Genomic DNA, 24,312 nt, shown 5'->3' on the forward strand with positions numbered 1-24,312 from the left:
TATTTCCTAGAGGTTTTCGATAAATACTTTATTTGAATGCGTTAGCCAAATTATATTTATATTCTATTATCCGTTATATTTAGTTCTGAGCTATGAGTTAATAGAGTATATAAATATAATTCTTTGCTTTCCCAATTAATTTTTTTAGCTCTTCTATGTTTATCAACTGAGTCTTCTTATTTACATAAGATTTAACTCTGTCTTAAAGTTTTTTCTATGTTTATAATCTTTCCAAAGATTTTGTAAATTATTTCCTAGATTAATTAAAACTTTTTTTATTTTAGAATTATATATTTTTTATCTATTTTTAATTTTTAAATCTCATTTTAAAAAATCAAAAACACATTCTTTATTTTTTGTTTTTATTTCTGGTATAGAATTATAATTATTCTATTTCTTAAATTATTTATCTAGAAATAATTTTCTTAATAACATTCTGTGAGAGTCATGCCCTATTTTAAATTTCTCTAACTTTAGATCCTCTTAAATCTACACATAAAATTATAATTTTTATTCGTTTTTTTTAAAAGAAGTCGTAAATTAACTTTGATAATACTTATTTTTCTATTTTTATTAGCTTTTCTTTAAGAAAGTTTATATTAAGTGATTATTATTCTTTAATTACTTTTCAACTGTAGACTTATTTAAGCTTGCTTACTTATTAGATAGGGAAAACCTAATGAGATAAGCATTACTCAAAATTCATCTTTTTTGAATCATATCTACTTAAACCAGCTTGATATGAAAAGTATTACTTAAGTTTGTATTCCTTAACATGACATTCAAACAAATAGTAGAGGTAAAGTCTACATTGTGGGAGTTAGTTTTACGATAAAAAGTTATGTTTAAATTGGCTTTGTTTAGATTAGTACTTTCTAAAATTAACTTTGATTATGTCAGTATTTCTATGGAAAAAAGATATTACTACATATTAATTTTCTTAAACTTACACCATTAATAATTAAGGTAGCTTACTTAAAAACTCTTCAGTTAATTTAATAAAAGCTTTGGAACCACTAGAATTCGGCATAGCTGTTACTACGGGACGAAAACTATCAACTGCTTTAGCCACATTAACATCCATAGGAATTAGAGTATCAAACAACTGATAAGGGTTAAAATCCTGTTGAACCCTTTTGATAACACGGTCATAATAACGGCTGAATAGTCTTCCTCCTGATGAAATAAACACAACGCCCAATAAATGTAAATTTAAAGGATCAGTTTTTTGATGACTTTCTTTGAGTTTAGCAATGCGTCGTTCTAAAAGCTGCATTCCCACCACTGATAAAGGTTCAGGACGTGCAGGAAGTAAATAATAATGGCTAGCGGCTAAACCACTTCGAGTTAATAAATTGTAACCAGGAGCACAATCCATTATAATTAGGTCGTAGTGTTCAATAACCGATGTAATAATTTTCTCAATCAAGACTCGTTCAAAGTGGTTCCACACTGTTTCAAAATCAGGTTTGCCAACGGTTGCTGCCTGTTTATGTAAAATTTCTGAGATAACATATTCATCATAAAGTTCTAAGTCTCCCGGCAATAAGTCCAACCCTTCTATATTGCAAATATAAGGTTGAACTATGTCATGAACATCCAATTTACTATAAGGATTTGGTTTAATAATGTTATTGAGTAAATAGCTCAAGGTGCGACGTTTTTTTCTTGTTTTGGCAAACTCATGAGGTGAGATTAGACTGAGGGTTGCACTAATTTGAGAATCTAAGTCTAACACCAGTACTCGCTTTCCATGATATTTAGCCAGACAGGTGGCTAAATTAACTGTCAGGGTCGTTTTACCGACTCCCCCTTTCATGTTGACGGTACTAATCACTAATCCCATTGATAAAATTCCTTGTTAAGACAAAAAATAAATGCTTCAACTAGGATTAGTGTATCAGAATCGCTAGAGATTAACTTCTTTGTTAATTGGAAAAGGTTATGCTCAATCAACTTATTTGTTTTTTTAATTTTTTTTTAAATTATTTAACCATTTTCGTAATTGTCCCGCGGCTACTTTATATCCTCCTAATCTAAAAGCGAGAATAATTGCCGCCACAATGTGATCTTACTGATAAATAAAATACTAGATTTACAATATCAGGAGCCAGTCTTATCTGTTGTAGAGTGCCATAATAACTACAAAAATGATAATAGAAATTCGAGCTGTATTGTTGAGAAAATTAACTTTAGTGGTCCCTGAACTAATAATTAAACTGAAAGCCAAATTGGATAAATATAGCTTCAAGGATAAAATGACAATCTTTATAAATACTTGAAGTTAAATCAGCAATATAAGTACCAAAGACAGTTCCAAGTATTTCTATTCATAGGATATTAACGGCTGTTCAGGTAGCTTCTAACATTACCACTACTAAGATAATGATTTCCAAAAAGTCTGAGAGGGTTGACTGGAAGTTGTTAACCGGGTTTTGCTTGCTTTAGATTCTATGGCTGTTGTTTCAGGTGTAGAAAAGACAACCTCCAACTCAGTTAGTCCCAACCATTGCAAAATCAAAATATTGTTAAGCTCAATATTGATTTAGAAGATTATTCACCATTTACGAAGGAAATTATCTACACTTATAAGCAATTGCTAAAAATACTGTAATTGTAACTAATGTAGGTAATATGATTTAATATTTGATTAAATAGAGCGATTGCTGATTAGGAAATAGTGGCAATCTACAGTATATCAAGAGCGATAATGTCCACTGGAATTAAGATTAAGGTATGAAAAAATAGTTCTCAAAATCCCTAACAACGCACCGCATTATCTGAATAGTGATTCCAACCAACTAACTACCCTAATAAGTTAAGTTATCGCCACTAGAATATTAGGCAGAATCCCTAGAACATAAATCGTCAATGAACTTCTGAACATGGACTAATGTTCCCTATATGAGGAGACTGAAGAGCGATAGTAAAAACAGAAGAGAGATAAACTCATAAAGGACATTGCTAATGGTATTTCATCGATATAATTTGATTGTCTTAGTCTGAGGCTTGTATTGGTGACTGTAATCGTTCATTAATACTTTAAGTAAACTAGAATCAGAAAGTCGCGATTTTTTTATTAAAAGTGGCTAATACTAAGCAACACCTGGTAAAATTTTAGCTTTGAGAAATTTTGGTGGAAAAGTTGCGATTTCTGCGATTAAGACATTGAGTAATTGTGATATCAATTGTATATTGAGAGTGTTTAAATAAGCCACACCACTGCAAATAAGAAAACTAGTCAATACACAAATTTACCAATTCAATGATTTGTTTTTCAATGAGGATTAATTTATCTTCTTGTCGGTTGCCAATCTAGTTAGTAATTCTGTTATCAATGTTAAATTGTTTAAGTAGTTTATCTACTTTCCTGCATAGTAAACAGAACCACAATCGAGCCCAAAAGTAAGATAGCAATGAACTCGATTAAAATAGAAAAGCCCTTCCCAAAAACAGCAATAATTTTGTTTCGCGTTGAGGGAGAAGATTCATAAAATTGAACTAGGATCTGAGGTATAAGTTGATTTATAACTTATACTTATAAAGGATTTTCTAGGATTATTTGTAGCTTTACAATAGCGAAATTATCGACTATATTCCTCTTCTCAAAACTTATAAAAATTTAACTCATTAAGTTGTTACCTGTACGATAGGTTTTTGAGTAAGACAATACCAATGACAAATAAATAGATTGGGTTGTTGATATCTTAGAGAAGCGATAGCTGGAGCTGCTGGAAATGGCCAGAGCCGGTCAAAAATAATCTCATTACTCAATAAGCGAAACTGGACTAGATAGACTGAGGGAGGAGCATCAAGGGAAGTTAATAATTCCTGAGCTAGAGAGTGAAGAGATTTCTCCACTCTACGGTCCAACTCAACCGGTTGCTCATAAGAATTAGGAATTGCTCCTTCACCAATGACTGAACCATACAACATTTGTTTACCTGTCACAACGATAGGTAACCACAAATCTCCTAACCAAGAATCTCGAATACTGGTTTTGTATCCTAAATTTTGTTCAACCCATTGTTGTAATCCTGGGATATCTTGACAAGTCTGATAGAGTTTTTGCACAGGAAATGAAAATTTAGGAGGAATTTCAATGGTTAGGGGACAGTAAATGAGATTAGAATTAGACTTTGAATAAGTCAAGTTATTAGACCACAAGGAAGCCGCTGAGATAACGTCAACCTCGGTCGAGTCAGAATCAGCCAAGATAGCTCTTTGTAGAGCTGTTACCATAGTTCTTGTCGCAGGGGAACCTAGAGAAATAGCTCCTTGTGCGTTTACCTCAGCATTAACAATAACAATAACCTTGTGCATTTCGAGATTTAAAATACAGCGATATGTTGGTAGGCTTAGGGAGCTAAGAGCCCAAAATCTTCATCAATACACCTTAATTTTTAGGGTATTTATTGACGACAAACAGGCAATGTAAATTGAAAACAGCTACCCTGGTTGAAGACACTATCGACCCAAATTTGTCCATAGTGAGCGCGAATAATTTTTCGACATAAAGATAAGCCTAACCCATAACCTTCTTTTTCTTGATCGCGCTTGAGGCGGAAGTAACCTTCAAAAATCTTCTCCCGCTTCCCTTCAGGAATACCTGGCCCTGTATCACAGACACTGACTTGAACTTTTTGAGTGGTGCGGTGGAGAATTGAAACAGTGACCTTTCCTCCTAATGGAGTATATTTAATTGCATTATCTAATAGATTGACGATCACTTGGCGAATCAATTTTTCATCAGCATAAACTAGGGGAATATCTTGAGGAATATCCCTCACTAAAACTAAGGATTTTTCTTCAAATAAGTTAGTATACTGTTCTAGGATTTCTTCACATAACACCTGTAATAAAATATCATGGCAATGAACAGCTAATCCCGTTTTTGTTGTTTGTGATGCTTGTAGTATATCTGTAATTAAACGGTTCATGATACGAAATTGTTTTCTGGCTTGCTGGTAAAGTTCTTCTTTCAATTCCGCGCTGCGTTGAAGATTTTGATGATTTTGAGCGAGTTCGAGAGTTTCGACGGTGATAGACGCGGCTGTCAAAGGACTTCGCAAATCATGGGCAAGCATAGCTAAAACTTGATTTTTGAATTTTAGTTGTCGTATGAGTTCCTCTTTTTCTTGATTGAGGCGAAAAATTTTATCGGATAACCGCATCAGTTCGACCGAATGACTTAGGGAGTTAATGGGATTGGGAGAGATTGGTTTCTGGATTTGTCCATTGTTATTAGCGTCAGAACGACTTTCTTCGAGAGCTAATTGCCATCTCGGCCACCATTTCTTAAGTTGGTTAACAATATTGCTTCCCGCTAAGGTTTGTCTGGGTTCTGGAGACACTTTCACTAAGGCAGGAGTAGCCACAAGACGAAAATGTTCCACTAGGTGGGGCTGTTTAGGGATTTCAATGACTTGCAGTTGATATGAAAAGTCCGCTTTTAGCTGTTTAAAGTAATGTTGGATTTTTTGAATGTGTTCATAGGAGCTTGGACGCTCATCGACAAACAACAAAAGCTGAATCGACGTCGATGAAGATATGTCAGATCCAAATGTTGTTTCGAGGTTGGTAGGTTCTAGCACTGGAAGTCAAGACTATAGGCTTACAAGGTAAACAAGTTGATCGGTAACAGGACTTGAAGACACCGAATTGGATTGATCCTAATGTCTATTGGCATAGTTAGACAATTAAGCCAGAAATCCAAATCTCTCCGACTGACACCCATCAGATAAAGATAATCGAAGAAGGCGCACTGAAATGTATAAATAATTTTTTTCATGCTCCTTCTATTTTAGAATCTAAAGAGACTATAAAATATATGGTACTCGCTCTTAAAGTTCAACCGAAAAAACTTAAATCATAAAATCTTCGAAATTATTATGGCTCTTGGCTATGTTGCCCTTGTCCTCCATGCTCATTTACCTTTTGTTCGTCATCCAGAAAGTGACTATATTTTAGAGGAAGAATGGCTCTACGAAGCTATTACAGAAACATACATTCCTCTCCTTTATGTTTTTGAAGGGTTAAGACGGGACGGAATTGACTTTAAAATGACTATGAGCATAACGCCCCCGTTGGTTTCTATGCTCAGAGATCCCTTACTTCAAAAACGCTACGATGAACATCTAGCTCGGTTACAAGAACTGATCGAAAATGAAATTGTCCGCAACGAACATAACGGACATCTTCGTTATTTGGCTGAATACTATGCTAGAGAATTTGGTCAAATTCGGGAAATTTGGGAATGTTACAACGGCGATTTGGTCCTTGCGTTTAAACAATTTTTTGATAGCCATAACCTGGAGATTATCACTTGTGGTGCGACTCATGGCTATTTTCCTTTGATGAAAATGTATCCAGAAGCAGTTTGGGCACAAATTAAGGTGGCCTGCGAGCATTATGAGGAGAACTTTGGCCGTCCCCCTCAAGGAATTTGGTTACCTGAATGTGCCTATTATGAGGGAGTAGAAAGAATGTTAGCCGATGCTGGCTTACGTTACTTTCTGGTAGATAGCCATGGTATCTTATATGCCCGTCCTCGCCCCCGTTACGGAACCTATGCCCCTATCTTTACGGAAACTGGAGTAGCAGCCTTTGGTCGAGATCATGAATCCTCTCAACAAGTCTGGTCTTCTAAGATAGGTTATCCAGGAGACCCTGAATATCGAGAATTTTATAAGGATTTAGGTTGGGAAGCTGAATACGAGTATATCAAACCTTATATTATGCCTAACGGTCAACGGAAAAATACAGGCATCAAATACCATAAAATTACCGATCGTCAGGCAGAACTTTCAGATAAGACTTTCTATGACCCCTACTGGGCGCGGGAAAAGGCCGCAGAACACGCAGGAAACTTTATACATAATCGAGAACAACAAATAAGTAATTTAGCGGCAATCATGCAACGTACCCCTATTGTTGTTTCTCCCTATGACGCAGAGTTATTTGGTCACTGGTGGTATGAAGGACCTTGGTTTATTGATTATCTTTTCCGTAAGGCTTGGTACGATCAAAATACTTTTAATATGACCCATTTGGCGGAGTATTTACAGGATAATCCTACTCAACAAGTCTGTCGTCTTTCTCAATCGAGTTGGGGTTATAGGGGTTTTCATGAATACTGGTTGAATCATACCAATGCCTGGATTTATCCTCATCTCCACAAAGCAACAGAACGAATGATTGAACTTAGTCACCTAGAACCTTCTGATCAGTTACAATGGAGAGCGTTAAATCAGGCTGCACGAGAACTACTGTTGGCTCAATCTTCCGACTGGGCATTTATTATGCGGACAGGAACCATGGTTCCTTATGCAGTTCATCGTACACGATCACATCTACTTCGGTTTAACAAGATTTATAATGATGTTAAGGAACAAAAAATTGACTCAGGTTGGTTAGAAAAAGTCGAGAATATTGATAATATTTTTCCTGAAATTAACTATCGAGTCTACCGACCTGTATGAGTTTGATTTAGAATGCAATCCGAATAGTCGAATAGTCAGTGAACTTTAAACAAATATTTGGAACAGATACGTGTAGACGGAAATCTCGCGTTTTTTATAAGAAATGACTGAAAACTAGATGAGTTTAATGAAGCAAAAATCATAGGTAGCTCACCTGCATAAGTTTTAAAACATAACTAGCAAGTAGAGGTTAATAACTATTGACTCCTACTTAATACTTTCTGCCTTGTGCGTAGCAATATAACTTATCGATTTTTTCTTGTTTTAAATAACTAGGATCATTTTACAGTGCTCAGTTTTATAATAAAACTGCTAAATTGGTAATAATAATGGTCATCATTGTCGTTGACTTCCAAATTTCCTAAATCTAACGAAGGATTTATCGTTAATGCTTGCTTATTCAACAAGTCAACAATATGAAAACCTGCCTAATTTGCTGCCATTTAACAAGATTCTAGATATTCGTTGATATAAGGCATTTCCACTCAAGTAAGATCAATCAGCCTCTAAATTTATCAAATTTTTAGTAGCTAAATCTGCATTAGGTTGCGTCCATTTAATCATAGGGATTTGATCGTTTAATCGGCCTACAGAAATTAAAAGAAAATTCTTAATTAATCGTTTTCTAACCAAGTCATATAATGCCTGACTTTCATCAATTCCAGAAATGAACCTTTTTACTTTATTAGGAAAATCATGATTTATCAAAATAATCGCAATTATTGAGTGAGAGCCAAAACTCCTATGGTAAGTTAGGTCTAGACTTAAAACTTCTATCAGCTTAATATTCTCTGTTTAGGGATAAACTGAAAATAGTCTAGAAATATGGGAGACATTGGAAAATCTTAACTACAGTAAAGATAATAGAGAAAGAAAAATATATATTTAAAAAATATTGACACCTAAGGCTAGGGCAAATCTCGTAACATTTTTTTACTATGTTTAATACTTCTTTATATTAAGATTAAAGATGAGTGCGATAACCCAACAACAGAAAAATGACAATAGAGAGAAAACCTTAATTGAGCATGTAAATACTTTCTATACTTAGATAAATTTGCTCTGAACTGTACTTGACTAAGGATCAATTGCGCTTGAATTTGTTTACTACAAATTATCTTTTATAGAAAAGCCACAATCAATCAGTTTACTTAATACAAAATAGTTGAAAAATTAAGAAGCCATGATAAAACTCAGTCTTTGTATGATTGTTAAAGACGAAGAAAAAAACTTGACTACATGTCTAGAAAGCGTTCAAGATATTGTAGATGAAATGGTGATACTAGACACTGGATCAACTGATCAAACGATAGAAATTGCTCAAGAATTTGGAGCAAAAGTCTATTTCTTTACATGGTGTAATGATTTTGCCATTGCTCGTAATGCAGCTCTTAGTTATGTTACTGGAGATTGGGTGTTGATTCTAGATGCTGACGAAGTATTTAACCGGAAAATTGCCTCTCAAGTTAGAGAAGCAATTGCTGATGAAAATAATTTAGTGATTAATTTAGTTCGTCATGAAATTGGTGCGTCTCAGTCTCCTTACTCTTTGGTATCCCGGTTATTTCGGAAGCATCCAGCGATTGAATTTTCTCGCCCTTACCATGCCATTATTGATGACAGTGTTACCGAGTTATTAAAACGGGAATCTCGATGGAAAATTATGGAATTTCCGGCAATAGCAGTGTTTCATTATGGTTATCATCCTAAAACTATTGTTTCCTTAGATAAGTATAAAAGGGCGCGACAAGCAATGGAAAATTTTATCAAAGATCACCCTAATGATCCCTATGCTTGTAGCAAACTCGGCGCACTTTATCTACAGATAAACCAAAAAAAAGCAGGAATAAAATTACTAAAACAAGCATTAAAATCCAATAAAGCTAATTCTCATATTTTATTTGAGTTACACTACCATTTAGGTAATGCCTATGCAAGGCAACAAGATAATGGTAAGGCTGTTAAACATTATCAAAAAGCTCTAGCTCAAGAAATAATGCCTCCTTTAAAATTAGGAGCATACAATAATTTAGGCGTTGTTTTACAAGCTATGGGAGACTTAAAAAGTGCGTCTAAAGCTTATGAAACAACTATACAAATAGATCCAAGTTTTATTACAGGATATTATAATTTTGCCATGAGCCTCAATACTATGGGAAAATTAGCTGATGCAGAAGTAATTTACAATAAATTATTATCTTTAAGTCCGAATTACGCAGCTGCTTATCAGAATTTAGGAGTGGTTTTATTTAAGTTAAAAAAAATACTTAAAAGTACAGAAGTATTTAGAAAAGCAGTTAGTCTTTACGAGGAGCAAGATTCTTATAAAGAAGCTGAAGAATTGCGAAGTAAGTTAAAAAAAATAGGGCTTTGGAAAGACTATAATTAGTCTAAAAGATAATAATTTTCTAGACTAATTAAAATTAATTTTTAATAGATAAGAACTAAAAGTATTGCTTTATAATGTTTTTGAAATCACAAAACTTTTACTTCTATAAAAATTAAGTTCTTTGATTTGAAGTTATAAAACACATTTTTTATAATAATAAAAATCTTAGAAGTTATTAGTTACTGATTCACTAGATCTAGGCTAGATAATAAATAATTGTGGTATATTTCAACAGTTCGTTATCTGCAAAATTTAGAAAAATAAATTCGATAATTTTTACAATTATTTATCATTATCTCAAATGAGGCTAACACTATTTATATAGTATTTTCAAACTTTTTGATTCTTTGGGTAATATAAAAATTTTTTGAAGTGATTTTATTTCAAGTCTAAGACTTGAACACATCATTTCCATAGGACAAGTGACATAATCAAGAGAATGGTACAGTAAAAAATGAGACAAGTAAGTTTATCTTCACAAGTATAAGTACAATCATTTTGTGAATATGAATTTTAAGATTGACTTCCGAGAAAGAGTGTTTACTGATTGAGTCTCGTTTTCCATGACTGACTCTAATCCTACTTTAGATTCATAAAAAACATATATATATATTTTATATTGTTAATATTTTTTATTAAAAACGATAGATTATTTATACTTTTATTTCAAACTTTAGCAAAAGTATCTGAGCTTTTTTAAGTAATTTTATCTTCTTTATATCTAAATTTTTTAGTTCTGGTTAACAAAGATACGGAACAGTAAAAATTATATTCATTGTCTTTATCTAAATTATTCACTTCTTATTATAAATGTATTTTGATAACTAAATTTAGTAAGATTTTTTTTGTAAGAAATGTGAATTTTTATTAAATACGTTATCCTAATAACTGTAAATGTAGAGATATAAAATAATTTAGTTTACTGATATTTACTTATAGCTATTTACTTAGTTATATATAATACTTACCATTTTAGTAGCTTTTGACAAAAAAGAGAAATTTAAAATTTAAATGTTACTGTATGGATACACGAGATATTTTTTTATTGATTAAATTTATTTAATCAGATTATCTAGATAAGTCTTTTCTAAAAAAAATCATCTTAAAAGATTGTGGAATGGGGAGTAAAGTCAATATCCTTCAGACATAAAAAACTTTACTAATTAATATAATCGGGGTTTAAATAATTTGTTAACTTACGATCAACAATTTACTTAAGACAGATTATATTTAATAGTAGTGATTATCAATTAAAGTATTAACAGTCTAAGATTAGAAGATAATTTATTTTAAGTATTAGATATTTATCTGGACAAAATAAATTTTGCTTTTTTAAAAGAAGAAAACAGTCTCGTATACGTAAAGTCTTTAAAAGAAAAGAGTTTGTAATTTTGGAAGATATTTTTTTATTTTAGAAGTAAACTCTTACAAAGATTAATTTCTAAACTACTTTTACTAATTTTTTTTAAGAAAAACTAACTAAGATTATTAACCTTACATAACATAAAAAATATAAAGTTTTACAAAAAATTTTATAATCAATTCTTAATAGAATTATTCAAAATTTAACCAGCGTAAAACTTCCTCTTTCAGTTTACATAAATCGTGAGATAAATTACATTGTGTCCATTGTACTATCGCATCTAAGGGAGAAAAAAAATCTCCTGTTTGCCACTTAATTCTTTGTCCTAAAGGGGTTAAATGATTCCCAGAAAGATGTAATAAAGTAACCATATTCGAAAATCTTTCTTGTAACATAGGGTTTAAGATTAAAGTTTCATCAATATCATCTCTTTTAAATTTGATAAGTAAGTTACGACAAATTTTATAATTTTTAGCAATAAGAATCTTAGTTTCCTTTGGGGAAGGGGTAAATTCTAAATTTAACGAATTGTCAATGTCAATCTGTTCAAGAAAGGGAATTGCACGACGTACCGGATAATTATTAAAAGATATTAGAATATTACCTGCTCTTTCAACTTCAAATAAACTCCCAATTAATAAATGGATTTTACACCCCATACTGTGTCCTATGCCATAAATCGGTAAATAACGTTGTTCAAGAACATTTCTGGTATGGAGACGATCTAAAATACTTTCAAAACGGTTAAGAACATTACGAGCGACTGCCAAGTGGTCTAAAGTATTAACAAATGGAGTAGCGATTACAGCGCAACCTGACTTACTTAACTCTTCTAATAGCCAACGATAGGTAAAATCAGGAGCAGTTCCGACAAAAGCTCCTCCTAGAAAATGAACCATCATAATGGGATGAGAGGGAATCAAGACTGAACTCCCAGAGATTTTCCGCCATTCCATCTTAATTTGCGCAGTGAACATCAAATAATCACAAGAGAAATATACGTCCTATAGCTCAATTTACCCGCTATTAATAACTATAATATGTCAACTTCTAATACTCACTTTTTCCGTCTTAATTTTCAAAAAGACGCTCAAATCTCTACCTGTCGTCAAGTGTCTCCGTCGAACGATTACGAATTGTCCCAGAGTACCTTGACTGCTATCGAAGCAGGAAATCTCCTGGAAGGAGAAGTTTTAGCAACTGCTAAACCAGTATGAATTACAGTGGAAGTAAAAACTACCATCATTGTTTTTATAGATACTTTAATTATTTATGACATAACGAAAGCATTAAAAAAATTCATGTAAATCAAAAATCTAATATTTTTGAGTAAAATATGATGTAAATAAGGAGATTGTTTTATATTGAAAATATATATGAATTGGCTACTAGTCAACTTTTAATAATAAAAAATTTCCTATTTTTATAGAAGTAAAACACGAATTTAAAATATAGTTAAGTGACTACTTAACTATATTTTATAGACCATTTTTTAATAAAATTTAAGAGAAAATTTTTATGAATCAACTTTGTTTTAAATGATTTGGGAAATAATGGTTAAATATATCAGATATAATCTAGTATATTGTTTAATGGCTAATTAAGCTTACAATTAGCCATTATATTATACTTTTATAAATTTTTCTAACGGTCTTATTGTTTGTTATTGTATTTCTCTGTATCTATATCTTGCTCTTCTAAAGAAGAGCAAGATATAGATATTAATTACTCTACAAGGAACTACTCTCAAAAAGTAGGATTTTTTAACTTTTCTGTAAAGATTATGTGAAATAACTTTATTAAATTGATCAATACATTCATCAACAGGTAAATAGACCAATATTCTCCGAGTTCTTAGTAACCACTTAATTAGCAACTACCATAATATTTAGTTTATCGACTCTACAGTCTTCAAGACTTAATTATTTAGGAATATCAAGAAAATAACTAAGTTAATAGAAAGTGTGATAACTAGATTACAATTTCTACTTAAAAGTTGATAAAATTAAATGGCTTTAATGAGCTTGAATAAATTTAAAAATAAGTGATATTGGAATGAATAATTTTTATAATCACCAGATACTTTTAGAAACCTGACGGCTTCAGCCACGATGGCTTAGTAAAAGTGAAAAATTATCAGCAATAGGATGAAATACCTGTTTATCAAACATAATGAGAATGGAAAAATTCTTCTGGTTTTGAAAATCAATAGAGAACTTTTTAAAGGGTTCATCTAGAAAGTTCTCTTAACTCTATAAAATTTCAAGAATTATAAAAAGTTTACGAAAAACTGAATGTTCTTCTAAACAAGAAAGAGCTTCACACTCTTTGGCTTCTTGAATTTCCCTCAAACTAGTCTTATTAAGGTTACACGAATAGATATAAAAATTAAGAAATTTATACTAGAAAAATATCAAAAGCTTAAACACTGAATAAAACTCGATGCACTATCCTCACGACAAATTGTAGAGAAGACTATTGGTGAAATTCGATGTATATTATAGTTGCCATATACTAACTATTTGATTATTTTTTATGTTTTCTCTCTGGTCTCGTAAACCTAATCGCACTGCTCCTAAATTCTGTTGTCTTGATGATCGAATGAATTATACGGTTCGTGTCAGAATTTTTCTCGCTGTCCAACTCCAGTATCCAGTTTGTTTACAATTTCAAGCAAGCCGGGTTAACTCAGATTACTTGGTTTACCGAAGTATAAGCGATAATATTATTAGTTGTTAGGTCGTCTCACTTAATACTGAGATGGTTACAGATCATTCAGAAGAATCTTATGGCTAATTTCACTACTACTCAAGCAATTGAAACCCTCGCTGCAAAAATTGGCGGAAGCGTCTATATCGAGATCGCAAAATGGCATCTCTATCTTGCAGAAGCCCATCTCCATACCGAAGTGGCGGAAAAGGTTTATCCTCTCATAGAAAACCATAAATTAAGTGAAAACAAAGTATTATCTATTCTTCGTGATATAAAGGTTCCTTTAGGAGGAGGAACACTCGAAGTTTCTTTAATAGATTTGTTACCAGCCCAATGTAAGGCAACTTTAATAAATCTTCTTCAAGAAGATCAACGTAATCAATAGTCAAGTGTTTAACTGTTTACAATAACTAAAAGTCTTGTTTATTATAGTGGGAACTGTATTAATAACAACATTTAGATTCAATTGTAACAACCCATTCATAAGGTAGGGAGTGAGTCTGCGGAATAAACACAGCTATAACGAAAATATAGAAAAGAGTATTCGGACAACAAGCAATGTAAGAGACTTCATCAACTGACCTGAGGGGTGGGCACTGCCCACTGCCCACTTTACGCAAAAACCTAAGACAATTCCTTGTCATAAAAGGTTAGCATCTCTTAAGGTGGTTTCTCTTTGGGTTGAACTGTGGGAACTTAATTGAATTAACTCGATTTTATAACCAGTGGGATCTTCAACAAAAGCAATGACTGTTGAACCGTGTTTCATCGGTCCTGGTTTACGGGTAATATTCCCTCCAAGTTCTTGGATTTTTTCACAGGTTTTATATATATCATCAACGCCTAAGGCAATATGTCCGTAGGCATTTCCGATCTCGTAGGAATCCAGACCCCAATTATAGGTTAATTCAATGACTGCATTTTCAGACTCATCTCCATATCCTACAAAGGCTAGAGTGAACTTGCCGTCTGGATAATCTTTCTGACGCAGCAATTTCATCCCTAAAATATCGCAATAAAACTTAAGGGATTCGTCCAGGTTATTAACCCGCAGCATAGTGTGCAATATCCGCATGGGCAATTTACGCTCCTTTGGTTTGTATTTCTTCGTCTCCATCTTAACCGCGATATTGCACTGTCAACTATTGACTATTCACTATTAAAGCTTTTCTTGATAAACTTTTTGAAGTTCTGTAATTGAAAAGACAGCTTTAAATTCTAGTCCTTGGGACTCACAACGAAAAGCTCCTCCTTGTTCACGATCTACAAGAGCAATGACTCTATCAACTTTATAACCAACAGCCCGCAACCTTTCCACCGCTAGCATGACAGATTTACCTGTCGTTACCACATCTTCTAAAACCACAACCTTAGCTCCATCTTCGAGTGTTGGACCCTCAATATAAGATTGAGTCCCATGTCCTTTGGACTCTTTACGGACTATTAAAGCAGGAATAGGACGGTTTTCATAGGCAGAAACCGTACTAACACTAGTAACAATTGGATCGGCTCCCAAGGTTAACCCGGCCACCCCCTGAGTATCTTCAGGTAGCATAGATAATAACAATCGACCAATTATCACAGCCCCCTCAGCTCTTAGGGTTACCTGTTTTCCATTGATATAGTAAGCACTTTTTTGTTGGGACGATAATAGAAAATTACCTTCAGCGTAGGCATGATCAACGAATAATTTTAAAAGATATTGACGCAATACAGATAAATCAGCTTTTTTGACACAAAAGGTATTGATAGAATTAGATTGCATAGCAAAAGCCTAAGGAAAAATTATCAACAATGATGTCTCTAGATTCCGAATGTTGCGACTTGAAAGATAAACACTTTAGTCTATAGCTTGAACTTTCGCTAAAATTAAGCAATGCTCTAGTCAAGATCTCTGACAATTGAAGTATGGGTTGATATTTTATCGAACCATACTTTTGATGAAGTCAAAGTCTTTGGACCGACCTTAAGTTTAATTTAGGGATTATCAAACAACCTCACAACAAGTCTAGAGTATAAAACAATTACGGGATGTTTCTTCTATTAACTGAATCTTATCAGGCGTTAAAGAATATAATCGAGAATTAACAATTACAAAACCTTTGAAACTGTGTACTGGGATACTTCGAGGTGGAAAATTTCAGACTCAGGAACTTCAGCGCTGAATCCAGCCAATACTGTCAATAATTCGGTACAATATACCTTTTCCTATCTGTTCTATGAATCAACTATACTTTATGCTCAAATTAACATCATAATGCAACTAATCCCGATCACTTCTCAGAAACCTAGAAGGGTTTAAGTCCAGGGTGCAGGAGTTGAACCTGCCTTGGGCAAATTATGAGTTTGCTGCCTCAACCGCTCGGCCAACCCTGGCAGTCCCTAATCCATAAGAAGTCGACTGCTTTGGTTGACTTGCTTATCGTTAGAGTATACTCTTATTATAGCTAATATAGCTCGCACAAGAGTCCTTAGTCAGCCTTGTTTGAAGTTTTTCTTTCGCCTTTTTGATATATTGACTTGATTATTAATTATGACAATCTCAATTGGTTCTACCATTAAATGGACTATACCACTTTTGTTGGTTATGTCTGGAGTTAGTACAGCCAGCGCTTATATTGCCTATAAAGCTGGATATAAAGCCTTACAAGGGGTTGATCAACCGACTGCTAATCCAGCTAAAAAGTTAACAAAAGTAAAAAAATCATCCACTCGACCCACTGAATTTGAACCGGTTGACGAGAAAATGATCTTGATTAAGGTCTATGACCATATTCATGCTCAAGAAAAGAAATCTGGTTCTAAGTTATCATCAAAAAAAACTAAGAAAAAAAAATCCGAGAAAACATCACAAAATAAACTAGATTCCTCTCAGTCTAAAAATGTATTAATAGGCAATTTCCTTACTGAGATTCAGGATGGCGGGGTGAGTTTAGAAATTACTGATTCTAATAATCAAAATGCAATATCTTATTAAGAGTTAAAAAGTTTATTCGATGAATAACCTTCCAATAATGCAGGCTTTAAAAATTTCTAGTTCTCTAATGAATGATATGAAAGGTTTATTGATTAATATGACAGATTGTGATGACAAGAAAATAAACCTAAAACTGGCTAAAATCCCTGTTGTTAGATAACACCTTCTAATCTTTCTTAGAGATAATTTGTGAAGTAAGTTTTAAAAGTAATGAAAGTCTTGTTTAAATTGAGGTTTAGTTTTTTTGAAAAAATAGAAATTTTTGACATCCTACTCATCTTTATAAATTTTACCAAATCCATGATATGGCATTGTTAAAAATCAAAAATAGGAGCAAAAAAACCGATAAAATTAACATTTACTTAAATCTAGAATTCTTAGTCTTAAAATTGAATCATAAGCAGTTCTATGAATGATACATGGCCAATAATAACATTGCAATGGAACGCTGTTCAACAGGGGAAATAATTATCATGTCCCCTGTTGGTAACAAGAGTAGAGCAAAAGAAAGCGAATTATGTTGCCGACTTAAATATCTAGAATCGTCAAATACAACTAGGTGAAGTCTTTAAGTTCTTCAAACGTTTTAAAGTTACCGAGTGGAAACTATCACTCTCCTAATGCAGCCTGGGTAAAGCTAGATAATCACAAAGTCAAGACACAGAATAAAAAATTTTCTCCTGTGTCTTGACTTTGTGATTTGACGCCATTCTAAAAACAATAATTTGAAGTTTCTATAAATAGATATATAAGAATACCTTTCCAGTATTCTTAAGATAGAATTGCTGATCAATTCTTACGGTCAAAAGACTGAGATCTCCTAAACAAATCGGGACCTAGATATTATGGGTCTCTTTGCTTTTCTTTCAGATAAAAATCTACTACTAGGACAAAACTTGACAGTCGAATAACATAAGTTAAGTAAAAATGATTGGTTTTTAGAATTCTCTAAGAGTGTCAAAGTTGTTGTTTCCTTCGATACCAAGCTCTGACTAACTTAATCTCACTGTAGCTGTAATCATCTCCTAAATATTCTTTGATAGGAGTTAGGGTGCTGTCCCCAATTTTCTTGATGGCTTGAACAATAATATTTTGTCTAACTGGAAGAACCAATTTATCGATATCTACTGGTTGTCTTACTTCAATCAATTCCGAGAGGTGAGAGTAAATGGTACTTTCTTTCAACCCTCGCCTCTTAGCGATTTCCGCCGTATCCAATCCCTGTTGGTATAGCTGTAAAGTAACCATATTACTTTGGGTCGGTAGAGAATTTATAGAAGTTTGTCCTCGAAAAAACAACCTAATTTCTAACAAAAATTTCTCTCCATATTGATTGACTTTAAAGTCAGTTACTCCAGAAATTTTGGAGAATTCTTGTATATTTTTAGGTTTTAATTGTGCCATTAGCTTTAAACTTAAATCGGAAAAAATAACATAGGGAGCTATATTATTACTGTCTGCTAACTGCTTCCTTAAAAGTCTTAATCGATCAAAGAGTAATTCAATCTCAGTTGCCACGTATTCATTATCTGTTAAGACTTTTAAGGCTGATTTTTGATTAACTGAAATCTTTACTTTTCTCTGTTTTCTTAAAATTTCCCAACTTTGTTTATTGAGTTTTAATACTGAAAATCCATCGCTAGTTTCATCTAATAGGTCCTGATGAATTAGAGACCGCCCAAGCATTTTCCATTCAGCTAAACTTTTATCTTTTCCAATACTATAAGTTGACAAAAGATGATGTCCATATTGTTCAATTTTACGCTTTTTTGATCCTCGTAAGACATCAATAATATGAGTCATGCCAAATTTTTCATTACAACGGACAACACAAGAGAGAAATTTTTGTGCTTCAATTGTCCAGTCTTCTGTCGGTTTTGGGTTAAGACAATTATCACAGTTACCACACTTTCCTAAAAATCTTTCCCCAAAATACCGTAATACAATGGTGCGACGACAGTCAACACCTTCAGCATAGTCTACTACTTGACGTAACTGCTGACGGGATACTTTCCTTTCTTGAGAGGAGGTTTTTTGATTAATTATATATTCAATTCTTTTGAGGTCAGATAAACTAAAAAACAAAGTACACTTTGCTGGTTCTCCATCCCTTCCTGCCCGTCCTGACTCTTGATAATAACCTTCTAAATTACGGGGTAAATCATAATGAATAACGAAGCGAACATCAGGTTTATCAATGCCCATTCCGAAGGCAATAGTTGCTACTATCACTTGCACATCATCTCGGATAAAACGGTTTTGATTTAATCGTCTTGTCTGATCATTCATTCCTGCATGATAGGGCAAAGCCTCAATTCCATCTTTTTGTAAATAAAGGGCAATTTTATCTACTGAACGACGACTCAGACAATAGATAATTCCTGTCCCTTTCTGTCCACGAATATAGGTCAGTAATGTATTATAACTGTGGCGTTCTTTAGGTTTTACATCGTAGTAAAGGTTAGGACGATTAAAACTAGCAATATGAATTCTTGGCTGTCTCAATCCTAACTGTTTGATGATATCTTCTTGCACCCGCTTGGTAGCTGTTGCAGTTAAAGCAAACATAGGAACTTGAGGATAGCATTGACGAAGTTGCTTTAATTGTCGGTATTCAGGGCGGAAATCATGCCCCCATTCAGACACACAATGAGCTTCATCAATTGCGAAAGCAGAAATACCTATTTTTTGAAAAATAAAACCTAAAAAAGGGGCAAATTTTTCATTTAATAATCTTTCCGGGGCAATATATAGCAATTTTATTTTGCCATGAACAATTGCTTGTTCACGAGACCGTATTTCTTGAGAACTGAGACTACTATTAAGAAAAGTTGCCCCAATGCCATTATCTAACAGAGTGTCTACTTGATCTTGCATGAGGGCGATTAAGGGAGAGATTACTACACTTAAACCAGGTTTTAGCAAGGCAGGCAGTTGAAAACAAAGGGATTTCCCCCCCCCCGTCGGCATGATTACTAATAAGTCACGATTTTGTAAGGCTTCTTCGACGATTTTTGCTTGTCCAGGACGAAAACTATCATAACCAAAAAAATGTTTTAAGAACTGTTCGAGAGAATTAGATTGAGACATTATCATAGAAAGAGTCAGAAGGAGTTACTATTGTTTCTCCCAACACCCCAAGTCAACAAGTTAATTTATTTAAAATGAGCTTTTTTAGCTCTATGTTCTATCCATTATCTTTAATTTTACCATCGTTAACTAACAAAGCTAATCTGATATATCAGATTAGCTTTGTTAGTTAACGGTTTACCTTGAAAAATAATCTAGTAGCGGTAAGAATAGCACCAAACAAAAGAACAATTAACGCCCAAACTTGATTTTTTAAGTTTTTTATACTTTTTCTAGTCACTTATCTATTCCCTCGACGAAAAAAGTTGAGGTTATTACTCCCAGCTTTGAATCTATCATAATTTTTTTAGAAAAATTTCAACTTATGATTAACTTACCTTGAGTTTCTATTTAACTTAATCTCAAATACACTCAAGAATTTCTTTGCTTGAATAGACAACAGTAGTTAGTTTATCCATGATTTACACTTCTAATTAAATTCTTTTTTATACAAATCTATACAATAAAAATAAGATAGTGAGTTTTATGAAAAAGGAGTTGATAGATAAACTGATAAAATTTAGTAGTAGCTATTTTATTTTACAAATTAAATTCTTGATCACATCATTTAAATAAAACTGCTAAATTTAAATAAAAACCAACAATTAAATAATAATTGATATCTAGAAGGCTAATTAACTCTAATTTTGTTATTATCAAATAATAAAATACAATGGTTTATGATATCACTATAATAATTTTTTTACTCAATAGACTTGTGAAGTTAGTGATGTTATGTTACCTATTCTCTTTCTAGAGAGGTAACTAATTTAAAATTAGTAATTTTCATAGTAAAAGACTAAAATAAACAGGATTAATAATCAAACTTTAGTAGGAATAGATTATGTTCCTGCAAATGCTTTAAATAAACAGAACAACAATCCTAAGTAAATAAAAATTTACCGTACTGTAAAAATATATAAAATGGTAAAATTAAGGAAATTACTTTAACCGTGCAAGGGTAAAAAGTAAGTAATTTTAATAGTCAAACTAATATCTACTATTGCTAATAATTATTTTCAAAAATAGTTGTTAACTTTAATACAATAATTTCCATTATAATGACGATAATATAGTCTCCTTTTAAGGAAAACTACTTTAGGTAGAAGTAAAGGTAATAGCCGATAACACAAAAATATTTAAAATCGTGCTGACAATAAATAATATGGGTACGATAAGGATTTCAAAGATTCTAAAATCGATAAAAATAGTCTCGCAAAAAAATTTGGATAATTGAGGTAAATAGACAGCATAGATGACCTAAATTTTTAACAAATAGACTAGACCAAAAACATAGCAATTTTTATAAAAAAGCTAATCATGACTTATTGATTATAAAAAACTCAAAATAACCTCTTATCAAAACCTTGAAGGATTTTTAGTAAAAAATACTACTGAGTAATAATCTTTTAAGAATTTTTTGTCTCCGTTAAAAAAATCGACCTAAAATTAAAACAAGCACAAAGTTTAATTGATTATTTTAAATTTTACTTTGTATTTATATTCTTTAATAAGATCGTTATATTTCGATTGTTATTTAACAGTACTGCCACGATTGTTGATAAGACAATTATTGTCTGATTAATAAATCATATCACTAGGTTTTTATATAAAAAATTACTAGTAATTAGTAGTTAAAAAAGAAATTATAAGTTAAACTCAGCTAGCTTGACTTATAATTTAGACGTAATTATTATCCTAATTACTAGTTTAGTCACTATCAGCTTAACTTTGGTAAAATAGATGAGTATTGGCTCAGGTAATTTAGACAAAAAATTAACTTAACTCTAGGAGTACTTATTCTATCTTTAACTGTTAATAAGTTTAATTAAAATTGTTTTTAGTGTATTTTTTATTTTTTTTAAATTTAGAATAGCTCTTTAAATAAAATTTAAAAGCTTAATTATTTTGACTGTTATGTTAAAAATTATTCTGTTGAAAATAAATTATATAAAAACTTATAGACATAAAACTAAATATTGACTTTAACGAAATCTTTTGTAATCTAGGTCACTACTATCAAAAATAAAAACAGCACTATTATCTTGTTTATCAACTGACAGTATTTTTTAAAGAAAAAAGTGCCATTTTTTTAAAAATAGATAAAACGATAAGCAATGTAACTGCTTGTAATTGGTCAGAATATCAAAATTTTAAAGATTAATACTTTACGATTTTTTCTAATTTAAATAAATATTTATTGATAAAGTTATATATTTTTTTATAAAAATTATCTCTGATACATGGATACCAATACTCTAGTTTTTACTGACTTATAAATAATAAATAATAGGAATTGATTTTATAAAACTTACTCTGATAAAAATCAGTCATCATTATTGTAATTAAATATACTGAGTTTTTAAAAACTTAATTGCATTAGTTCAATAGTTAGTATGAAATCATGTGAAATAGCATCATAAATTTAAACTACATTGGATTATAAACGACTGCGGTAAGTTATTGGCTTTAAAGTTAACTCCAGGTAACATAGATGGACATAAATGTATTCCTGAGTTAACGTAGTGTTTAATTTAAAAATTATTTAGAAATCGAAAATATATTGTTCAAGAAGTCTTTGAAAAACCTCTATTGATTAAAAACTTTAATTAATTATTTGTTGCAAATAAAAACTAAAATGAGAGTTAACAAAATTTATTAATAAATATTATTTTTATGGAATTTATATAAGCTTAAGTTTTTTAGTTTTAAACGGCTAATTTGTGTAAATTGACAAGATTATTTAATCTATACTAATTTTTAAAAAAATCCTAGTAGCGTTAGCTATTAAAATCTGATTTTTAAAAAATTTTCCTTACTATGATGACAATAGATATTAGTTACGCTAATATCTAACGTTGAACTTTATTTATCAACTGTAATTGATTCACCCCGAATTTTTAGAAACCTTGCAATAACTAAAAAAAAACTGGTATAAGCAAGGAGAAAAAAAGAGTAAAGTTAGGTCAATAAACAAAATTAACCATTGAAAGGATGTTTGAGGAGATCTCTTATGAAATTATCGATTGTTATTCCTGTTTACAATGAAATTCATACTATAGAAAGTTCTTTAACCAAAGTAGTTCAATCCCTTCCAGGGATTTCTAAAGAAATTGTTCTAGTTGATGATGGATCGACTGATGGAACCAGAGAATGGTTATTACAAACCTTTGGACAAGCAAATAGCCAGAGGATGAAAATTGAACTTGATAGTAATCAGCGATTAATAGTTATCGAATGCGAAACTCATCATCCTCAATCAGAAGTAGCGCCTTCTGGCTCCTTATCTGTCGGTGTTCAAGTGATCTTCCATAAACGTAATCAAGGTAAAGGGGCTGCCTTACAAACAGGGTTTAAAGCCTCTATAGGAGAAGTTATCCTGATTCAAGATGCCGACTTAGAATATGATCCCCAAGACTGGAAACGGATGTGGCGATTAATTGAGGAAGGGTGGGCTGATGTGGTTTATGGATCTCGTTTTTATGGTGAACCCCATCGGGTTTTATATTTTCATCACCTCTTAGGTAATAAAGTTATTTCTAACTTTATTAATTTACTTTGCAACACAACTTTAACAGATATTGAAGTGTGTACAAAAATGTTCCGAAGGGAAGTGTTAGATGATATAGAATTGACTTGTAATGACTTCGGTTTTGAAGTGGAGTTCACCGTTAAGGTAGCTAAGTCTCGTCGTCGTTGGCGTTTATATGAAGCAGGAATTTCCTATTATGGGCGATCTTATGCTGAGGGTAAAAAAATTAATTGGACGGATGGGGTGAAAGCCCTTTGGTATGCTATCAGATTTTGGGCAACAAATTAAAGGAAATATAAATTTAGAAATGAGTCAATTGACACAGCTAAAATAGTGCATATGGTGCATAAAAATCTAGGTTGGTAACAAGCTTTTGGTTTGGGTCTACTAACAGAGCCAAGACCTTGCTACCAACTAAATACTTTGTGTATGTTAAACTAGCAAGAGAGTTAGAAAGATTATATCAATGGGACAGAAACTAAGATGATTAAAGTCATGGTAGTTGGTTTATATCAAAAAAATCTTACTAGAGCAATTTATTGATTTTAATTATTCGTTTAATTACGTAAGAAGATACCATAAATAAAAGTTGTATGTTTTTTAAAATAGAAATCGTTCGTTAAAATAACAGACTTTATAAAGAATAGGGATAGTTGCGTCATTGTCTACCCAGTACTATTAAATCTATCCAAAAGGGAGATGGCTTACAATTAAAGAAAGAAAACGAAT

The 24,312-nt window shown here is 32.0% G+C and carries 15 protein-coding genes, 1 tRNA gene and 2 pseudogenes; 8 read left to right on the top strand and 10 right to left on the bottom strand.

Annotation, left to right across the window (positions count from 1 at the left end; translation table 11 throughout):
* Positions 1 to 726: 726 nt before the first annotated feature.
* The 4 genes from RGRSB_RS11150 to RGRSB_RS07355 all read right to left on the bottom strand — a co-directional run bounded on the left by RGRSB_RS11150 (position 727) and on the right by RGRSB_RS07355 (position 5,594).
* Complete coding sequence (locus tag RGRSB_RS11150; protein WP_119261007.1) at positions 727 to 882, bottom strand: pentapeptide repeat-containing protein; 156 nt, start codon at positions 880 to 882, stop codon at positions 727 to 729.
* 79 nt (positions 883 to 961) lie between these two features.
* Positions 962 to 1,846: a ParA family protein gene (locus tag RGRSB_RS07345; RefSeq protein ID WP_119260480.1), complete on the bottom strand. Its 885-nt coding sequence runs from the start codon at positions 1,844 to 1,846 to the stop codon at positions 962 to 964.
* Positions 1,847 to 3,630: 1,784 nt separating this feature from the next.
* A complete protein-coding gene (locus RGRSB_RS07350; protein WP_119260481.1) occupies positions 3,631 to 4,323 on the bottom strand; it encodes a hypothetical protein in 693 nt (230 codons plus the stop codon).
* 89 nt (positions 4,324 to 4,412) lie between these two features.
* Complete coding sequence (locus tag RGRSB_RS07355; RefSeq protein ID WP_119260482.1) at positions 4,413 to 5,594, bottom strand: histidine kinase; 1,182 nt, start codon at positions 5,592 to 5,594, stop codon at positions 4,413 to 4,415.
* Positions 5,595 to 5,891: 297 nt separating this feature from the next.
* On the opposite strand from RGRSB_RS07355, the gene RGRSB_RS07360 reads away from it, so the two are divergent.
* Positions 5,892 to 7,481, top strand: coding sequence for a glycoside hydrolase family 57 protein (locus tag RGRSB_RS07360; RefSeq protein ID WP_119260483.1), 1,590 nt, complete (start codon positions 5,892 to 5,894; stop codon positions 7,479 to 7,481).
* 501 nt (positions 7,482 to 7,982) lie between these two features.
* On the opposite strand, the pseudogene RGRSB_RS11155 reads toward RGRSB_RS07360, so the two are convergent.
* Positions 7,983 to 8,207 (bottom strand): annotated as a pseudogene (locus tag RGRSB_RS11155) (ferrochelatase); the annotation flags it as partial.
* Positions 8,208 to 8,664: 457 nt separating this feature from the next.
* Here RGRSB_RS11155 and RGRSB_RS07370 point away from each other — a divergent pair.
* Positions 8,665 to 9,870 carry a glycosyltransferase gene (locus RGRSB_RS07370; RefSeq protein WP_232014490.1) on the top strand — a complete coding sequence of 402 codons (1,206 nt, stop codon included), beginning with the start codon at positions 8,665 to 8,667 and terminating at the stop codon, positions 9,868 to 9,870.
* Between the two features lie 1,554 nt (positions 9,871 to 11,424).
* Here RGRSB_RS07370 and RGRSB_RS07375 read toward each other — a convergent pair.
* Positions 11,425 to 12,189, bottom strand: a complete 765-nt coding sequence (locus RGRSB_RS07375; RefSeq protein WP_119261008.1) for a DUF1350 family protein — start codon at positions 12,187 to 12,189, stop codon at positions 11,425 to 11,427.
* 84 nt (positions 12,190 to 12,273) lie between these two features.
* Between RGRSB_RS07375 and RGRSB_RS10185 the strand changes: the two genes are divergently transcribed.
* The 3 genes from RGRSB_RS10185 to RGRSB_RS07385 all read left to right on the top strand — a co-directional run bounded on the left by RGRSB_RS10185 (position 12,274) and on the right by RGRSB_RS07385 (position 14,330).
* Positions 12,274 to 12,450 carry a hypothetical protein gene (locus RGRSB_RS10185; RefSeq protein WP_172582069.1) on the top strand — a complete coding sequence of 59 codons (177 nt, stop codon included), beginning with the start codon at positions 12,274 to 12,276 and terminating at the stop codon, positions 12,448 to 12,450.
* 1,318 nt (positions 12,451 to 13,768) lie between these two features.
* On the top strand, positions 13,769 to 13,972 hold the full coding sequence (locus RGRSB_RS07380) for a hypothetical protein (RefSeq protein WP_119260486.1): 204 nt from the start codon (positions 13,769 to 13,771) through the stop codon (positions 13,970 to 13,972).
* Positions 13,973 to 14,021: 49 nt separating this feature from the next.
* Positions 14,022 to 14,330 (top strand): DUF3181 family protein, encoded by a 309-nt coding sequence (locus RGRSB_RS07385; RefSeq protein WP_119260487.1) that lies wholly within the window; start codon positions 14,022 to 14,024, stop codon positions 14,328 to 14,330.
* Between the two features lie 255 nt (positions 14,331 to 14,585).
* Here RGRSB_RS07385 and gloA read toward each other — a convergent pair whose 3' ends face one another.
* The 3 genes from gloA to RGRSB_RS07400 all read right to left on the bottom strand — a co-directional run bounded on the left by gloA (position 14,586) and on the right by RGRSB_RS07400 (position 16,321).
* Positions 14,586 to 15,020 carry a lactoylglutathione lyase gene (gene gloA, locus RGRSB_RS07390; protein WP_232014493.1) on the bottom strand — a complete coding sequence of 145 codons (435 nt, stop codon included), beginning with the start codon at positions 15,018 to 15,020 and terminating at the stop codon, positions 14,586 to 14,588.
* A gap of 84 nt (positions 15,021 to 15,104) precedes the next feature.
* A complete protein-coding gene (pyrE, locus tag RGRSB_RS07395; protein ID WP_119260489.1) occupies positions 15,105 to 15,710 on the bottom strand; it encodes an orotate phosphoribosyltransferase in 606 nt (201 codons plus the stop codon).
* A 538-nt stretch (positions 15,711 to 16,248) separates the two neighbouring features.
* A tRNA-Ile gene (locus RGRSB_RS07400) sits at positions 16,249 to 16,321 on the bottom strand.
* Between the two features lie 157 nt (positions 16,322 to 16,478).
* Here RGRSB_RS07400 and RGRSB_RS07405 point away from each other — a divergent pair.
* Positions 16,479 to 16,922 carry a hypothetical protein gene (locus RGRSB_RS07405; RefSeq protein ID WP_232014495.1) on the top strand — a complete coding sequence of 148 codons (444 nt, stop codon included), beginning with the start codon at positions 16,479 to 16,481 and terminating at the stop codon, positions 16,920 to 16,922.
* Positions 16,923 to 17,879: 957 nt separating this feature from the next.
* Here the strand turns inward: RGRSB_RS07405 and recQ are convergent.
* Positions 17,880 to 20,012 (bottom strand): DNA helicase RecQ, encoded by a 2,133-nt coding sequence (gene recQ / locus RGRSB_RS07410; RefSeq protein ID WP_119260490.1) that lies wholly within the window; start codon positions 20,010 to 20,012, stop codon positions 17,880 to 17,882.
* Positions 20,013 to 22,484: 2,472 nt separating this feature from the next.
* Here recQ and RGRSB_RS11160 point away from each other — a divergent pair.
* Positions 22,485 to 22,577 (top strand): annotated as a pseudogene (locus RGRSB_RS11160) (IS982 family transposase); the annotation flags it as partial.
* Positions 22,578 to 23,064: 487 nt separating this feature from the next.
* Entirely contained in the window at positions 23,065 to 23,871 is an 807-nt protein-coding gene (locus tag RGRSB_RS07420) for a glycosyltransferase family 2 protein (RefSeq protein WP_119260491.1), read from the top strand.
* The last annotated feature ends 441 nt before the right edge of the window (positions 23,872 to 24,312 follow it).

The sequence above is a fragment of the cyanobacterium endosymbiont of Rhopalodia gibberula genome, assembly GCF_003574135.1.
GTDB lineage: Bacteria > Cyanobacteriota > Cyanobacteriia > Cyanobacteriales > Microcystaceae > Rippkaea.

What these genes read in the sequence shown, in the direction of transcription:
- RGRSB_RS07345 (WP_119260480.1), bottom strand. Translation starts at nt 1,846, where the DNA reads ATGGGATTAGTGATTAGTACCGTCAACATGAAAGGGGGAGTCGGTAAA.
- RGRSB_RS07350 (WP_119260481.1), bottom strand. Translation starts at nt 4,323, where the DNA reads ATGCACAAGGTTATTGTTATTGTTAATGCTGAGGTAAACGCACAAGGA.
- RGRSB_RS07360 (WP_119260483.1), top strand. Translation starts at nt 5,892, where the DNA reads ATGGCTCTTGGCTATGTTGCCCTTGTCCTCCATGCTCATTTACCTTTT.
- RGRSB_RS07370 (WP_232014490.1), top strand. Translation starts at nt 8,665, where the DNA reads ATGATAAAACTCAGTCTTTGTATGATTGTTAAAGACGAAGAAAAAAAC.
- RGRSB_RS07375 (WP_119261008.1), bottom strand. Translation starts at nt 12,189, where the DNA reads ATGGAATGGCGGAAAATCTCTGGGAGTTCAGTCTTGATTCCCTCTCAT.
- RGRSB_RS10185 (WP_172582069.1), top strand. Translation starts at nt 12,274, where the DNA reads ATGTCAACTTCTAATACTCACTTTTTCCGTCTTAATTTTCAAAAAGAC.
- RGRSB_RS07380 (WP_119260486.1), top strand. Translation starts at nt 13,769, where the DNA reads ATGTTTTCTCTCTGGTCTCGTAAACCTAATCGCACTGCTCCTAAATTC.
- RGRSB_RS07385 (WP_119260487.1), top strand. Translation starts at nt 14,022, where the DNA reads ATGGCTAATTTCACTACTACTCAAGCAATTGAAACCCTCGCTGCAAAA.
- gloA (WP_232014493.1), bottom strand. Translation starts at nt 15,020, where the DNA reads ATGCGGATATTGCACACTATGCTGCGGGTTAATAACCTGGACGAATCC.
- pyrE (WP_119260489.1), bottom strand. Translation starts at nt 15,710, where the DNA reads ATGCAATCTAATTCTATCAATACCTTTTGTGTCAAAAAAGCTGATTTA.
- RGRSB_RS07405 (WP_232014495.1), top strand. Translation starts at nt 16,479, where the DNA reads ATGACAATCTCAATTGGTTCTACCATTAAATGGACTATACCACTTTTG.
- recQ (WP_119260490.1), bottom strand. Translation starts at nt 20,012, where the DNA reads ATGTCTCAATCTAATTCTCTCGAACAGTTCTTAAAACATTTTTTTGGT.
- RGRSB_RS07420 (WP_119260491.1), top strand. Translation starts at nt 23,065, where the DNA reads ATGAAATTATCGATTGTTATTCCTGTTTACAATGAAATTCATACTATA.